We start from the raw sequence: 14,942 nt of genomic DNA, 5'->3' as shown, positions 1-14,942 counted from the left end.
CGCGCCGGACGCCCCGGAAGCCGAAACCGCCGCCTCGCGCGGGGCGGCGGCGGACGCCGGGGCCGACCCGGCCGCCGCGGTCGACGGCGGCGCCGTACCGGCCCCGCGGGTCCCGGACCCCCCGGCCCCCGCGGACCCGTACGGGCCGTGGCAGGACCGGCCGTACGCCGACGCCGCCCAGAGCCCGTACGGCGGCGGCGACGGCTACCCGCCCGGCAGCGCCTACCCGTCCGGCGACGGGTACGGCTCCGGCGCGTACGGCGGCTACCAGGGCGGCGAGTACCGGCCCGACCCCTACGCGGGCGGCGCGTACGCCGATCCGTACGGCTACGGGCAGCAGCCCTACCCGGACGGCGGCTACCCGTCCCCGGGCGACACGTACGCGGACGGCGCCGGGACCGAGCCCCGCCGCGACGGGAGCGAGCAGGAGCGATGAACCGCACCACCCTGTCCCTGATCGGCGCGGCGGCCGGGCTCGTCGCGGTCACCGGCGTCGCCGCCCTCACCGCGCCCTCGTCCTCCTCCGCGGACGGCGGCGGCCGGTCCGGCGGGGCGGCCGCGAGCGCGCCCGTCGAGCGCTCCACCCTGGCGTGCCCGTCGCCGACCTCTTCTGAGGTCGGCGAGACCACCTACACCGGCTACACGCCCGGCGCGCGCGGCGCCGCCGGCTGGGGCACCGCGCGGCTGCTGCCCCTCGGCGCCCCGCCCGGGGACGGCGGCAGGGGCGGCAGGGCCTCCGGCGGCGCCGTCGTGCCGCTGACCGAGCCCGGGAAGCCGGTCACCGCCACCGTGAACCGCTCCGACGCCCCCGCGCTCGCCGGCACCGCCGACGGCGGCCTGGCGCCCGGCTGGACCGTGCAGCAGACCACCCGGGTCGACGCGGGCAGCGGGCGCGGCCTCCAGGGCCTGACGTGCGCGCCGCCCGACACGGAGTTCTGGTTCCCCGGCGCGAGCACCGCGGCCGCCCGGCAGGACTACGCGCACCTGACCAACCCCGACGACCGGCCCGCCGTCGTCGACCTGGAGCTGTACGGCGCGGACGGCCGCCTCGACACCCCCACCGGCGAGTCCGTCACCGTACCGGCCCGGTCCTCCGTGCCCGTGCTGCTGTCCACGCTCACCACCGAGCGGACGGCCGACCTGACCCTGCACGTGCTCGCCCGCGCGGGCCGCGTCGCGGCGGCCGTGCAGGCCGCCGACGCCAGGCAGGGCGGCGACTGGCTCACCGCCTCCGCCGCCCCGGCGACCGGCGCGGTGCTCCCCGGCATCCCGGCCGACGCCACCTCGGTCCGCCTGGTGCTGTTCGCGCCCCGGGCGGCCGACGCCGACCTGAAGGTCCGCCTCGCCGGGCCCACCGGCTCCTTCACTCCGGCCGGCCACGGCACGGTGCACGTCAAGAGCGGCATGACCACGGCGGTCGACCTCGGCGACGTCACCCGGGGCGAGGCGGGCTCCCTCGTGCTCACCCCCGACGCGGGCGAGGGCGCCGCGGGCCAGGTGGTGGCCGCCCTCCAGGTCACGCGCGGCAGGCCGGGCCGCCAGGAGACGGCGTTCATCCCCGCCGCGGCCCCCGTCGAACGGCGCGCCACCGCCGCCGACAACCGCGCCGCCGGCGGCTCGGCGCTCTCCCTGGCCGCGCCGGAGCGGTCCGCCACGGTCCGGGTCACCGCCTCGGAGGGCAGCGCGGGCGGCACCGCGGTCAGCCGGACCTACACCGTCAAGGCGGGCGCGACGCTGGCCGTGGCCCCGCCGCGTCCGGCGTCCGGCCGGGGAGCGTACGCGCTGACGGTCGAGCGGATAGCGGGCGGGCCGCTGTACGCGTCCCGCACGCTGGCCGAGTCGCACGGCGGCGTGCCCATGTTCACCGTCCAGACCCTGCCGGACGACCGGGGCACGGTGGCGGTGCCGGACACCGAGCGGGACCTGTCGCTGCTCCTGGACGCCACGGACGACTGACGGGCAGCCCGCGGCGGGCACCCGCTCCGCCCGGCCCGGCCCGCGGGCGGCCCGCACCGGCCCGCGGGCCGCCCGTACCCGCCCTCAGCCAAGTCCCGCACGGCCCGCGCGGGACTTCGTACGGTCCGAGGGGACCGCGCCGCGGCCCGCCCGCCAGGGTCCCCGGCCGCCCGGGTGTCCACAGGCCGGACGGCCGACGGGCCGGACCGGCTCAGTCCTGCCCGTAGCGCGGGTCGACCGACTCCGGCGCCAGCCCGAGGAGTTCGGCGACCTGCTCCACGACGACCTCGTGCACGAGCATCGCCCGCTCCTCGCGGTTCTTGGTGCGGATCTCCACCGGGCGGCGGTAGATCACGATGCGGTCCGGCCGGTCGCCGTCCGCCGCGATCACCCGGCCCAGCGGCACGGAATCGCTGTCCCAGGACGGTGACTCGCCGCCGTGCCCGCCCGGCCCGTCGAAGTCCGCGCCCGGCACGTCGAGCACGGCGAAGTCGACGCCGGACAGCTGCGGCCAGCGCCGTTCGAGGCGCTCCGCGGAGTCCTGCACCAGGTCCACGAAGGACTCGGCGCGGCTGATCGACAGCGGTACCTGCGGCGGTGCGATGGGACCGCGCATGCCGCGTCCGTGCCGGTCACGGCGGCGTGGGCGCGGCTCGGACTGGGGAGACGGTACGGGCCTGGTCATCACTCATGAGGGTAGCTCTCGGCGGGTCGGCGCAGTACGCGCTTACCGGCACCCCGCGCGCGGTCCCGGCCGGCGCCGCCGCGCGGGGTGCGCGGGGGTCCACCGTACGGACGCGCCTCGCACGCCTGTACGGCGTACGGGAGGCCGCGGGCGCGGCGCGGGGCACCGGTGCGGCGGCTGTCCCGCGCGGGTGCGCGGCGGCGGCCCGCGCGGGTCACCCGGTTGCCCGCAGGCCGCGCGGCGGGCGGACGGCGGGCCGGTGGGGGAACGACACGGTGGGGTGAGCCGGGGAAGAGTCGTCGCGGCCCGCTCAAGAGTGCGGTACCGTCCCACTTCGTGAGCCCTGTACGTCGCTGTTCGCGCACCGCGTGCGACCGCCCCGCCGTCGCGACGCTGACGTACGTCTACGCCGACTCCACCGCGGTCTTGGGCCCGCTCGCCACCTATGCCGAGCCGCACTGCTACGACCTGTGCTCGGAGCACTCCGAGCGGCTGACGGCGCCCCGCGGCTGGGAGGTCGTCCGGCTGGCCGTCGACTCCGGGCCCGCCCGTCCCAGCGGCGACGACCTGGAGGCGCTCGCCAACGCCGTGCGCGAGGCGGCCCGGCCGCCCGAGCGCGGTTCCGGCCGGCCCGGAGCGGCGGCGGACGACCGCGAGGCGGACCCGACGGAGGTCGCCCGCCGCGGGCACCTGCGCGTGCTGCGCTCGCCCGAGCCCTAGCACCCGGGCAGCCGTGACCAGACCCGGCGAGTCCTCGACCGTGCGCACCGTGAGCCGCCGGCCGCGCCGCGTGCCGTCCCGCTTGACGCGCGTCGCGCGACCCGCCTCACATCTTGGTGCCACCGACCGGTGGGTAGCTTTGAGTTCCATCGAGATTCTTTGAAAAAGCAGCGAAAACCCGTAGAAGAGGTGGGTTGTGCCCGACTTGTCGCAGATCGTCAAGGCGTACGACGTGCGGGGCGTGGTCCCCGACCAGTGGGACGAGCAGCTGTCCGAGCTGTTCGGCGCCGCCTTCGTGCAGGTGACCGACGCGCGCGCGATCGTCGTCGGCCATGACATGCGGCCCTCCTCGCCGGGCCTGGCGCGCGCCTTCGCCCGCGGGGCCGAGGCGCTGGGCGCGGACGTGACCGAGATCGGCCTGTGCTCGACCGACCAGCTCTACTTCGCCAGCGGGCGGCTCGACCTGCCGGGCGCGATGTTCACCGCGAGCCACAACCCGGCGCAGTACAACGGCATCAAGATGTGCCGCGCGGGCGCCGCTCCCGTCGGCCAGGAGACCGGGCTGGCCGAGATCCGCGCCCTGGTCGAGGAGTGGTCGCGGGCCGGCGGTCCGCCGCCCGCCGCCACCCCCGGCGAGATCGCCCAGCGGGACGTCCTCGCCGACTACGCCGCCTATCTGCGCACGCTCGTGGACCTCACCGCCGTCCGGCCGCTGAAGGTCGTGGTCGACGCGGGCAACGGCATGGGCGGGCACACCGTCCCGACCGTCTTCGACGGCCTGCCCCTGGAACTCGACGCCCTCTACTTCGAACTGGACGGCACCTTCCCCAACCACGAAGCCAACCCCCTCGACCCCAAGAACCTCCTCGACCTCCAGGAGCGCGTGCGCGCCACCGGCGCCGACATCGGCCTCGCCTTCGACGGCGACGCCGACCGCTGCTTCGTCGTCGACGAGCGCGGCGCTCCGGTGTCCCCCTCGGCCATCACCGCGCTGGTCGCCGCCCGCGAGCTGGCCAAGCACCCGGGCGGGGCGGTCATCCACAACTGCATCACCTCCTGGTCGGTCCCCGAGGTCGTCAAGGAGGAGGGCGGCACTCCCGTGCGCACGCGCGTGGGGCACTCGTTCATCAAGGCCGAGATGGCCCGTACCGGCGCGATCTTCGGCGGCGAGCACTCCGCGCACTACTACTTCCGCGACTTCTGGAACGCCGACACCGGCATGCTCGCCGCCCTGCACGTGCTGGCCGCCCTCGGCGGGCAGGACGGACCGCTGTCCCGGCTGGTCGAGCAGTACGACCGGTACGCCGCCTCCGGCGAGATCAACAGCACCGTGGCCGACCAGGCCGGTCGCGCCGCGGCGGTCAAGGCCGCCTACGAGGGCCGTGAGGGCGTCACCCTCGACCAACTCGACGGCCTTACGGTCAGCACCGCCGACTGGTGGTTCAACCTCCGCCCGTCCAACACCGAGCCGCTGCTGCGGCTCAACGTCGAGGCGCGCGACGCGGACACGGTGGCCCGGGTGCGCGACGATGTGCTGGCCATCGTCCGCGCGTAGCGGCAGCCCGCGCGTACGGACCCGGCGCGCCGGGGGTCCGTACCGGCCGCACGCGCGGGCGGCCGGTACGGGCGCCGGGCGGCGCGTACGGGCACGGCGTGCGGCGCCGGGCCGGGCCCGCCGACCACCGGGACGGACGGGGCGGAACGCGACTCCCGGGGCGCGGCCGGGCGCGCCCGGCCCGCCCGCGGCGGTACGCTGACGAGCGTTGGACCCCGCCCGAAGGGACACCCCTCATGCCGCTCGAAGCCGGTCTTCTGGAGATCCTCGCCTGCCCGGCGTGCCGCGCCCCGCTGCGCGACGAGTCCGCGGGGGAGGCCCCCGAGCTGGTGTGCACGGGCCAGGACTGCGGGCTCGCCTACCCCGTCCGGGACGACATTCCCGTGCTGCTCGTGGACGAGGCCCGGCGCCCGGGCTGACGGCGCCCGCCCAAGACCGTCCACCGCACCGCCCTCGGCGATCGGAGGCCGAAGCACCATGCTGGACGAATCCCTCCTCGACGCCCCCGACGCCCTCGCCCGCGCCGACGTGCGCGGACTGCTGCGCGGAGCCGCCGAGTCCGGCGCCCGGGTCCGAACCGCCGCCCGGCACGCCGCCGAGGCCGGCATAGGCGACCTCACCCCGGACGGGCGGCCGCGCGCCGTACTGGTCGCTGCCCCCGGCCCGGCCGGGGCCTGCATCGTGGACCTGCTCGACGCGCTCGGCGGCAGCGGCAGCCCGGTCACGCTGATCAGCCCCACCGGGGTCGCGGCCGCCCCGGGCGCGCTGCGCTGGACGCTGCCGGGCTGGGCGGGCCCGCTCGACCTGCTGCTCGTCGCCACGCCGGACGGCGCGGAGCCGGGACTGCCGCTGCTCGTGGAGCAGGCGTACCGGCACGGCTGCTCGCTGGTGGCGGTGGCCCCGGCCGGCTCGCCGCTGACCGGCGCGGTCACGCAGGCGCGCGGCCTGACGGTGCCGGTCGCGGCCGACCGGTCCGGCCCGTACGACGCGGGGAGCGGCCCCGCCGACCCGCACGGCCCGGGAGCCGGCGATCCGCACGGCGCGTACGCCGCGGCCCGGCCCGCCGACGGCCAGGACCCGGCCGCCCACCCCGGCACCCTCTGGTCGCTGCTCACGCCGTTGCTGGCGCTCGCCGACCGGATCGGCCTGGTATCCGCCCCGCCCGCCGCCCTCCTGCGCGTCGCCGACCGCCTGGACCGGGTCGCCGAGCGGTGCGGCCCGGCCGTCGCCACGTACGGCAACCCGGCCAAGGCGCTCGCCACCGAGCTGGCCGAGGCGCTGACGCTGGTGTGGACCGAGGGGCCCGTCGCGGCCGCGGCCGGGCGGCGCTTCGCGGGCCTGCTCAGGGGCCTCGCCGGGCGGCCGGCGCTCGCCGCCGAGCTGCCCGAGGCGCTGGCCGCGCACGCGGCGCTGCTCACCGGCGCCTTCGGCGGCACGGCCGACCCCGACGACTTCTTCCGCGACCGCGTCGAGGAGCCGGAGGCGCTGCGCGCGCGGATCGTCCTGGTCCGCGACGAGCCGTCCACGGCCCTGTCCGCGCTGCCGGCCGCCCGGGAGCTCGCGCTCGCCCGCGACACGGCGGTCAGCGAGCTGGAGCCGGACGGGGGCAGCGCCCTCGACACCGCGGCCGACCTGCTGGCCACGGCCGACTTCGCCGCCGTCTACCTGGCGCTCGCCCGCGCGGACGGCCGATGACGCGACCCGCGCGGGAGCGCCCATGACGGACTGAACCCCCGCCGACCCCGCGGCCGGCCCCTGGCGAGAGCCGGCGGAGCCGTCCGGAAGCCGCCGGTGGCACCGCGCGCCACGGCACCCGGCGTGCGCCACGCCGCCGGACCCGTCCGCAGCCCGGACCGGCGGCCGCCCGCCCCCGCACCTCGTACGTACGCAAGGCTTGGAGCCGCACCTCGATGGACCGTCTCGCCAACCCCGTACGCCCTTACTCCTGGGGCTCCACCACCGCCATCCCCGAACTCCTCGGCACCCGCCCCACCGGCGAGCCGCAGGCCGAGCTGTGGATGGGCGCGCACCCCGGCGCGCCCTCCCGCGTCGACCGGGGCGGCGGCCTGGTGTCCCTGCCCGACGTGATCGCCGCCGACCCGGAGGGCGAACTCGGCGCGGGCGCCGTACGGCGCTTCGGGCCGCGCCTGCCGTTCCTGCTCAAGCTGCTCGCCGCCGACTCGCCGCTGTCCCTCCAGGTGCACCCCGACCTGGAGCAGGCGCGGGCGGGCTTCGCGGCCGAGGAGGAGCGCGGCGTGCCGCTGGACGCCCCGCACCGCAGCTACAAGGACGCCAACCACAAGCCCGAGCTGATCTGCGCGCTCACCCCCTTCGACGGCGTCTGCGGCTTCCGCGACCCCGCCGCGACCGCCGACCTGCTCGCCGCCCTGGACGTCGACTCGCTCAAGCCGTACGTCGACGCGCTGCGCGCCCGGCCGGAGTCGGAGGCGCTGCGCGAGGTGTTCACCGCGATACTGACCGCCGACCCCGAGGGCGTCGCCGAGACCGTGCGCCTGGCCGGAGCGGCCGCCGAGCGCCTCGCCGCCGAGGGGCACGAGCAGCGCGAGGCGTACGCCGCGTACGCCTCCCTGGCCCGCGCCTACCCGGGCGACCCGGGCGTCCTCGCCGCCTTCCTGCTCCACTACGTGCTGCTCCAGCCGGGCGAGGCGCTGTACCTCGGCGCGGGCGTGCCGCACGCGTACCTGGGCGGGCTCGGCGGCCTCGGCGTCGAGATCATGGCCAACTCCGACAACGTGCTGCGGTGCGGCCTGACCCCCAAGCACGTCGACGTGGCCGAGCTGCTGCGCGTCGTCCGCTTCGAGAGCGGCGCGCCGCACGTGCTGCGGCCCGCGCCCGCGCCCGACGCGACTCCCGGCGGCTTCCCCGGCGAGGAGGTCTACGCCGCCCCGATCGACGACTTCCGGCTCTCCCGGTGCGTGGTGTCCGAGGGCGCCGAGGTCAGCCGCCTGCCGTCCGGCGCCCCGCAGATCGTGCTGTGCACGGCCGGTACGGTCGTGCTGCGCGAGGCCGGCGGCCGCCGCGAACTGCGGCTCGCGCGTGGCGAGTCCGCCTTCGTGCCAGCCTCCGAGGAGGTCGAGCTGACCGGGGGCGGCACCGTCTTCCGCGCCACCGCGGCCCCCTGACGCCGCCGGCCGGCCGCCAGAGGCTGCGACAATGGCCCGCCGCGGCGGGCACCGGCCGGCCCGCGGACCGCCGGCGCGGAGCACGCGGGACAGAACGCCGAGGACGCGGACGTCCTGAGGGCAGCGTCGTGAGGGCAACGAGGGGAAGGGGCGTACGGCACATATGAGCGCATCAGGCGGAACCAAGGCGGTCCTCGCCGCACTGGGAGCCAACCTGGCCATCGCGGCGTCCAAATTCGTCGCCTTCGCCTTCAGCGGCTCGTCCTCCATGCTCGCCGAGGGCGTGCACTCGCTCGCCGACTCCGGCAACCAGGGACTGCTGCTGCTCGGCGGGAAGCGCGCCCGGCGCGCGGCCACCCCCGAACACCCCTTCGGCTACGGGCGCGAGCGTTACATCTACGGCTTCCTCGTCTCCGTCGTCCTGTTCACGGTCGGCGGCGTCTTCGCGCTCTACGAGGGCTACGAGAAGATCAGGCATCCGCACGAGATCGAGCACTGGTACTGGCCCGTCGGCGTCCTCGTCTTCGCGATCATCGCGGAGAGCTTCTCCTTCCGCACGGCCATCAGGGAGTCGAACGAGCTGCGCGGCACCCTCAGCTGGACCCAGTTCGTACGCCGGGCCAAGGCTCCGGAGCTGCCCGTCGTCCTGCTGGAGGACCTCGGCGCGCTGGTCGGCCTGATCCTCGCGCTCGGCGGCGTGGGCCTGGCGCTGCTCACGGGCGACGGCGTGTGGGACGGCGTCGGCACCGTGTGCATCGGCGCACTGCTGGTCCTGATCGCCCTCGTGCTCGCGTCCGAGACCAAGTCCCTGCTGCTGGGCGAGGCGGCCGACGCGCGGCAGGTGGTGCGGATCCGGGAGGCGCTGGTCGACGGCGACACCGTCACCGACGTGATCCACATGCGCACGCTCCACCTGGGCCCGGAGGAGCTGCTGGTCGCGGCGAAGATCGCCGTCCAGCACGACGACACGGCGGCGGACGTCGCGCGGGCGATCGACGCGGCGGAGGCCAGGATCCGCGAGGCCGTGCCCATCGCCCGCGTCATCTATCTGGAACCGGACATTCTCCGCGCGCCGGCCTGACAACCGGCCCGACCGGCTGGGGAAGACCGGGCCCTCGGTGTAGATTCGTCAGGAGCCAGACGTCGCTGCTGATGGCGGTCGGGCGGTCCGCCCTTCGCGGACCGGCCGAGGGAGAGAGGGCCTCCGACGGACTGCGCAAGGCGAGCAAAGGACGCGGGGCGCCGCGGTACCGGTGCCATGGACGGACGGCCGTACGCGCCGGACCGTACGGGTACTTGACCGCACGGCACCCAGGACCGCACGGCACGTGCCGCCGACCCGAGGACCGCACGGCCCGATCGGACGCCCGAGGGGCCGCGAGGAGCCGCCAGGTCGCGGACCGGGAAGCCGAACGGTCCGCGGACCCGACGGCCGACCCGGCCGGCCGTGGCCCGCACTCCGGCACCCCGGATCCGGTTTCCGGGACGCCGGTACGCCGCGCCCGATGCCCGCACTGCCCAGCCGAAACCACTCTCACTCGACACCGATCGATGAGGAGCAGCTTTCATGACGACAGTCGCCTCCGGCCAGGACTTCAAGGTCGCCGACCTGTCCCTGGCCGCGTTCGGCCGCAAGGAGATCACCCTCGCCGAGCACGAGATGCCCGGCCTGATGGCGATCCGTAAGGAGTACGCCGCCGCACAGCCGCTGGCGGGCGCCCGCATCACCGGCTCCCTGCACATGACGGTGCAGACCGCCGTCCTGATCGAGACCCTCGTCGCCCTCGGCGCGCAGGTGCGCTGGGCGTCCTGCAACATCTTCTCCACCCAGGACCACGCGGCCGCCGCGGTCGCCGTCGGCCCGGACGGGACCCCCGAGGACCCGCGCGGGGTCCCGGTCTTCGCCTGGAAGGGCGAGACCCTGGAGGAGTACTGGTGGTGCACGGAGCAGGCGCTGACCTGGCCCGGCACCGCGACCGGCGGCCCGTCCATGATCCTGGACGACGGCGGCGACGCCACCCTGCTGGTCCACAAGGGCGTCGAGTACGAGAAGACCGGCGCCGCTCCGGACCCGTCCACCGCGGAGAACGAGGAGCACCGCGTCATCCTCGAACTCCTCGGCCGCACCCTCGCCGAGAACCCGCAGAAGTGGACCCAGCTCGCCTCCGAGATCCGCGGCGTGACCGAGGAGACCACCACCGGCGTCCACCGCCTGTACGAGATGCAGCAGGCCGGCTCCCTCCTCTTCCCGGCGATCAACGTCAACGACGCCGTCACCAAGTCGAAGTTCGACAACAAGTACGGCTGCCGCCACTCCCTGATCGACGGCATCAACCGCGCGACCGACGTGCTGATCGGCGGCAAGGTCGCCGTCGTGTGCGGCTACGGCGACGTGGGCAAGGGCTGCGCGGAGTCGCTGCGCGGCCAGGGCGCCCGGGTCGTCGTGACCGAGATCGACCCCATCTGCGCCCTCCAGGCGGCGATGGACGGCTACCAGGTGGCCACCCTGGACGACGTGGTGGAGACGGCCGACATCTTCATCACCACGACCGGCAACAAGGACATCATCATGGCCTCCGACATGGCCAGGATGAAGCACCAGGCGATCGTCGGGAACATCGGCCACTTCGACAACGAGATCGACATGGCCGGTCTGGCCGCCATCCCCGGCATCGTGAAGGACGAGGTCAAGCCGCAGGTCCACACCTGGACCCTCCCCGACGGCAAGGCGATCATCGTGCTGTCGGAGGGCCGCCTGCTGAACCTGGGCAACGCGACCGGTCACCCGTCCTTCGTGATGTCCAACTCCTTCGCCAACCAGACCATCGCGCAGATCGAGCTGTTCACCAAGCCCGAGTCCTACCCGACCGGCGTCTACGTGCTGCCCAAGCACCTGGACGAGAAGGTCGCCCGGCTCCACCTGGCGGCCCTCGGCGCCAAGCTGACCACGCTCACCCCGGAGCAGGCGGCGTACATCGGCGTCCCGGTAGAGGGCCCGTACAAGTCCGACCACTACCGGTACTGACCCACCCGGCCCACGGCCGACCAGAGACCGACCGGCGCCCCCGGCCACCCGGCACCACGGCCGGGGGACGCCACGGCCAACCGCCACCGTGACCGACCGGCACCGTGACCGGACCCTGTCCCGAGACCGGCCCGGCCCCCGAGACCGGCCCGGCCCCCGAGACCCACCCGGCAGCGCGACCGACCGCCCCGCCCCGCGCACCGCGCCGCGCGACCGGTCACAGCGCCGGGCGGGGTCGGGCCGGCCGCGCGTGAGCGACCGGCCGCACCGCTCTCGGCCGACACCCGGCCCCGGTCCGCCCCCGGGCGGGGGCCCACGGCCCCATCCGCGGGGCCGTCGTCCGGGCAGGGCAGACACGCCAAGGACCCACCATGCCCCGCGGCCGCTACTCACTCCACGACCCGCACGACCACACCCCCCTCGGTCACGAGCACTTCCAGTGCGCCACAGGCCCCTCCGGCTGGCGCTACGTCTCGCAGATCACCTCCCCCTCCGGCGACCACGCCGGCTCCGTCGACCTCGCCCTGGACGACCTCGGCCGCCCCGTACGCCTCGAACTCCACGCCGCAAGCTGGCGCGTCCGCGCCGCCGCCCTCGACGGCGTCACCTGGGTCCGTACGGACCCGACCGGCGAGCACGCGACCGAGGGCAACGCCCGCGCCCACGCCTTCACCGGCGCCTCCCCGGCCTTTCTGATCGCCACCACCCGCCTGCTCAGGCTCGCTCCGGGCGCCCCGCCGACCCGCGTCCGCCTCGTGGCCCTCACCCCCCCGGTCCTCGCCCCGCTGACCGTCGACCAGTCCTGGGCCCTGGTGAACAGGACAGCACACCCCACTGACAACGCCCCGCTGGTCGTGGAGGAATACCAGGTCAGCGCGCTGGATACGGGAGAGCAGACGTCGGCGCACATCGCCGGCGACGTGGTGCTCGACGCCCCCGGCATCGAGCTGGAAGACCTCGAAAGCCCGCCGTCGACCTTCGCCTGACAGCCGACCGCGCACGGACGGCGGCGCAGGACCGGGCGGCGAGAGCCGCGGCGAAGACCGAGCCGACGCCGACGAGGGCGGGCGCACAGCACGACCGTCGGCCCCGAACGCGCCAGGCGGACTGCCGGCGGACGGGCTAAAGGCTGTCCCGCAATCCCTGGCGGGCTCCCGACGCCAGCTACGGCCACTCGCGGCGTTGGCGAAACGTCCGAATAGAACCACTATTCGGACGCTCCGCCGCCTTGCGATTGACCGCATCTGACGCCGCTCGCTGATCCACCAGGGATTACGGGACAGCCTTTAGGCGGGCGGTACGAACCCGGTCACGGCCGTCCCGTCCTCGGCGACGCCAGACCGCCCGCCCGGACCGGCCGCACCCATGTCAACAACGCCCGCAGCCCCAGAGAACCCTCCGGCCCCGGCAAACCCCACAACCCCGGAAAACCCCCCAGCCCCATAAGCCCCTACACCCCCAGGACCACCGACCCCGGTAACCGCCCCAGCCCCGAACCCCCCGAAAGCTCCCACCGCGGACCCGCGACCCGCCCAGGCAGGCCCCGGCACCCCGCCCCACCCCTGCCCGTAGCCGAACTCCGCCCCCAGCACCCGCCGCGCGTCGCGCGCCTGCCGCTCGGCCAGCACCGCGGACAGATACGCCGCAGGGGGCACTCCCTCCGGCGCCGGCGCCCCGGTGCGCTCGGCCACGTCAGCCGCGAGCCGCCCGGTCATCGCCCAGGCCACGTCCGGGTCGAGCTGCGGCATGCGGGTGAGGACCTGGCGCACCGCGAGCCACAGCCCGTCCGGCACCCGGGACAGGTCGAGCCCCGCGAAACGCCCGGCAAGCCACGGCGGAGGAGGCGGCAGCGGCGCCGACCGCGTCACCGGCACCCGCTCCCGTACGACCAGCGTGCCCGCGAACACGTCGCCGATCCGCCGGCCCCGCGCCGACACCAGCGAAGCCACGCACGCGATCGTCCCCGCCGACCCGAGGATCTCGACCACGCCGACCGCTCCGCGCACCAGCGCGTGCCGGAAGCGGATCGGCCCGCCGTCGTCCCGTACCACGCGCAACCCGCACACCATCTTCCCCACTGAGCGGCCATGGGTCAGCGTCTCCACCGCGATCGGCCCGCCCACCAGCACCAGGGCGAACAGCGCCACCGACAGCGCGGCCATGGCCGCCTCGTCCAGCGAGCCCACGGCCGTCAGCAGGGCCAGCGACACCGCCAGGTAGGCGATCCACGCCAGCACCATGTCGAGGAAGACGGCCAGGGCCCGGCTGGGTAGCCTGGCCGGACGCAGCCCGAGGACCACCGCCTCGCCGGTCACGAGTTCGTTCACGCGGGAGCCCCCTCAGCGGTGTCGTCTGCGACCAGTCTGCCGCCGCCCGGAAGGAACCTGCCAAGCTGGTCCGCGGAACACCGGCCCCGGACCCGCGCACGCGAACTCCGGACCGGACCGCGCACTGGCCGACCACCGCCCCGGACCCGGAAAGTCCCTCGCAAGCCCCGCGGAGCCGGCACCGCGGCACCCCCGAGGAGCAGCCCTATGGACCTCGATGTCTTCGTCATGGCCCACCGGGCCGAGTGGGACCGCCTGGACGGCCTGGTGCGTCGGCAGCGCAGCCTCACCGGCGCCGAGGCCGACGAACTCGTGGCCCTGTACAAGCGCGCGGCCACCCACCTGTCCCTGCTCCAGACCGGCTCCTTCGACCCGCAGCTGACCGGCCGCCTCACGGTCACCGTGGCACGCGCGCGCAGCGCTGTCACGGGCGCGCGGCGGGCGGGCTGGCGCGACGCCGCCCGCTTCTTCACCGCGGGCTTCCCCGCCGCCCTGTACCGCACCCGCCAATGGTGGATACCGACCGCGGTGCTCTCTCTCGCGGTCGGCGCACTGATCGCCTGGTGGGTGGGCACCCACCCCGAGGTCCAGGCGACCATCGCCGCCCCGGACGAACTGCGGGAGCTGACCCGCGCGGGAGGCGAGTACGAGACGTACTACTCAAGCCACCCCGCCACATCCTTCGCCGCCCAGGTGTGGACGAACAACGCGCAGGCGGTCGCCCTCTGCCTCGTCCTCGGCGCCTTCCTCGGGATTCCCGTGCTGTGGGTGCTCTTCGCGAACATGCTGAACCTCGGCGTCGGCATCGGCCTGATGTCGTCCGCCGGCCGCCTCGACACCTTTCTGGGCCTGCTCCTCCCGCACGGCCTGCTGGAGCTGACCGCGGTCTTCGCGGCGGCCGGGACGGGCCTGCGCCTGGGCTGGACCGTCGTCGACCCGGGTCCCCGCGCGCGCCGCACCGCCCTCGCCCAGGAGGGCCGCGCCGCCCTCGGCATGGCCGTTGGTCTGGCCGCGGTGCTGGCGGTCGCGGGAGCGATCGAGGCCTACGTCACCCCGTCCGGCCTCCCCACCTGGGGTCGCATCACCATCGGGGTCGCCGCGGAGGCCGCGTTCCTCACGTACGTGTACGTCCTGGGGGCCCGGGCGGTACGCGCCGGCGAGGCCGGCGACGTCGAGGCCCCGGACCGCAGCGAAGTGCTCCCCAGCGCGGCCTGACCTGGCCAGACACGGGTCTCCGGGCGGTCGCTTGACACAGGGTACGCAGGGAGGTAGGTTCAAACGGTTGCGACGGACAGTAAGTCGGTCGACGACGAGCAGCATGTCAGACGCTTCGGCTGAGAACTGTTCCAGCGGAGCACTCCCCAGACTTCCAGAGCCACGCGGCCGATTCGGTCGGCCGAAGTGATTCTGATAAAGTCTGGGTCAGCCGAAAGGCAGAGGCCATCCAACGGCCATCGAGAACCCTCTCGGGTGGGAAACCACCGGGAAATGTTCTGATAAGGTTGGAACCACCGAAGGGAAGCGCCCGGAG

At 75.4% G+C, this 14,942-nt stretch carries 12 protein-coding genes and 1 pseudogene; 11 read left to right on the top strand and 2 right to left on the bottom strand.

Annotation, left to right across the window (positions count from 1 at the left end; translation table 11 throughout):
* Window positions 1-436, top strand: a pseudogene (locus RKE29_RS19960) (family 2 glycosyl transferase); the annotation flags it as partial.
* On the top strand, window positions 433-1,956 hold the full coding sequence (locus tag RKE29_RS19955; RefSeq protein ID WP_312006829.1) for a DUF5719 family protein: 1,524 nt from the start codon (window positions 433-435) through the stop codon (window positions 1,954-1,956). The pseudogene RKE29_RS19960 and the gene RKE29_RS19955, both read left to right, overlap by 4 nt.
* A 211-nt stretch (window positions 1,957-2,167) precedes the next feature.
* On the opposite strand, the gene RKE29_RS19950 is transcribed toward RKE29_RS19955, so the two are convergent.
* Window positions 2,168-2,572: a metallopeptidase family protein gene (locus RKE29_RS19950; RefSeq protein WP_312006827.1), complete on the bottom strand. Its 405-nt coding sequence runs from the start codon at window positions 2,570-2,572 to the stop codon at window positions 2,168-2,170.
* A gap of 405 nt (window positions 2,573-2,977) precedes the next feature.
* Here RKE29_RS19950 and RKE29_RS19945 point away from each other — a divergent pair, with 405 nt between their 5' ends.
* The 8 genes from RKE29_RS19945 to RKE29_RS19910 all read left to right on the top strand — a co-directional run bounded on the left by RKE29_RS19945 (window position 2,978) and on the right by RKE29_RS19910 (window position 12,070).
* Window positions 2,978-3,361, top strand: coding sequence for a DUF3499 domain-containing protein (locus RKE29_RS19945; RefSeq protein ID WP_312006826.1), 384 nt, complete (start codon window positions 2,978-2,980; stop codon window positions 3,359-3,361).
* A gap of 196 nt (window positions 3,362-3,557) precedes the next feature.
* A complete protein-coding gene (locus RKE29_RS19940; RefSeq protein ID WP_312006825.1) occupies window positions 3,558-4,916 on the top strand; it encodes a phosphomannomutase/phosphoglucomutase in 1,359 nt (452 codons plus the stop codon).
* 236 nt (window positions 4,917-5,152) lie between these two features.
* A complete protein-coding gene (locus tag RKE29_RS19935) occupies window positions 5,153-5,335 on the top strand; it encodes a Trm112 family protein (RefSeq protein WP_312006824.1) in 183 nt (60 codons plus the stop codon).
* Window positions 5,336-5,393: 58 nt separating this feature from the next.
* On the top strand, window positions 5,394-6,611 hold the full coding sequence (locus tag RKE29_RS19930) for an SIS domain-containing protein (protein WP_312006823.1): 1,218 nt from the start codon (window positions 5,394-5,396) through the stop codon (window positions 6,609-6,611).
* Window positions 6,612-6,826: 215 nt separating this feature from the next.
* The gene (manA, locus tag RKE29_RS19925) at window positions 6,827-8,059 is read left to right on the top strand and encodes a mannose-6-phosphate isomerase, class I (RefSeq protein ID WP_312006822.1); all 1,233 of its coding nucleotides are present in this window, start codon (window positions 6,827-6,829) and stop codon (window positions 8,057-8,059) included.
* Between the two features lie 163 nt (window positions 8,060-8,222).
* Window positions 8,223-9,140 carry a cation diffusion facilitator family transporter gene (locus RKE29_RS19920; protein WP_312006821.1) on the top strand — a complete coding sequence of 306 codons (918 nt, stop codon included), beginning with the start codon at window positions 8,223-8,225 and terminating at the stop codon, window positions 9,138-9,140.
* Between the two features lie 486 nt (window positions 9,141-9,626).
* Window positions 9,627-11,084, top strand: coding sequence for an adenosylhomocysteinase (gene ahcY / locus RKE29_RS19915; protein WP_312006820.1), 1,458 nt, complete (start codon window positions 9,627-9,629; stop codon window positions 11,082-11,084).
* A gap of 371 nt (window positions 11,085-11,455) precedes the next feature.
* The gene (locus RKE29_RS19910) at window positions 11,456-12,070 is read left to right on the top strand and encodes a hypothetical protein (protein ID WP_312006819.1); all 615 of its coding nucleotides are present in this window, start codon (window positions 11,456-11,458) and stop codon (window positions 12,068-12,070) included.
* Between the two features lie 300 nt (window positions 12,071-12,370).
* Here the strand turns inward: RKE29_RS19910 and RKE29_RS19905 are convergent, their stop codons facing one another.
* Window positions 12,371-13,411, bottom strand: a complete 1,041-nt coding sequence (locus RKE29_RS19905; protein ID WP_312006817.1) for an RDD family protein — start codon at window positions 13,409-13,411, stop codon at window positions 12,371-12,373.
* Window positions 13,412-13,618: 207 nt separating this feature from the next.
* Between RKE29_RS19905 and RKE29_RS19900 the strand changes: the two genes are divergently transcribed.
* Window positions 13,619-14,626, top strand: a complete 1,008-nt coding sequence (locus RKE29_RS19900) for a stage II sporulation protein M (protein WP_312006816.1) — start codon at window positions 13,619-13,621, stop codon at window positions 14,624-14,626.
* Window positions 14,627-14,942 lie beyond the last annotated feature (316 nt).

The organism is Streptomyces sp. B1866 (assembly GCF_031932565.1).
In the GTDB taxonomy this organism is placed as follows: Bacteria; Actinomycetota; Actinomycetes; order Streptomycetales; family Streptomycetaceae; genus Streptomyces.
Note: the sequence above shows the minus strand (reverse complement) of the source record. Positions and strands in the feature narration are given on the sequence as shown.